Origin of the sequence: Pantoea sp. SIMBA_079 (assembly GCF_046940275.1) — a bacterium.
Classification (GTDB): domain Bacteria; phylum Pseudomonadota; class Gammaproteobacteria; order Enterobacterales; family Enterobacteriaceae; genus Pantoea; species Pantoea borealis.
In genome coordinates, this window is record NZ_JAWRYR010001013.1 from 1 (window position 1) to 230 (window position 230).

The 230-nt window shown below is 47.4% G+C and carries 1 protein-coding gene; it reads right to left on the bottom strand.

What is annotated here, in order from left to right; all coding sequences use genetic code 11:
• On the bottom strand, positions 1 to 230 hold a 230-nt coding region (locus SB719_RS22975; RefSeq protein ID WP_412160162.1), incomplete at both ends, for a hypothetical protein.

Here is a 230-nt window from a genome sequence, read left to right on the forward strand (position 1 = left end):
AGCCCGTGACCTTCATCAAAAACAAGGCGAGCATCACTGCCGCACAAAACAGCGCGAGCTTTGCGCCGTTTCGCATAAACAGCAATCCACATATCAGCACGTAGAGCAAAAGCGATGTATGGCGATTATAAATGCCAAACCCATCCAGTCCGGGATAGGGATAAAAGCTTTGTGTATTGGCCGGAAAGATTGCGAAAACCAGAAATGGAACAAGGATCAGAAATCCGGTT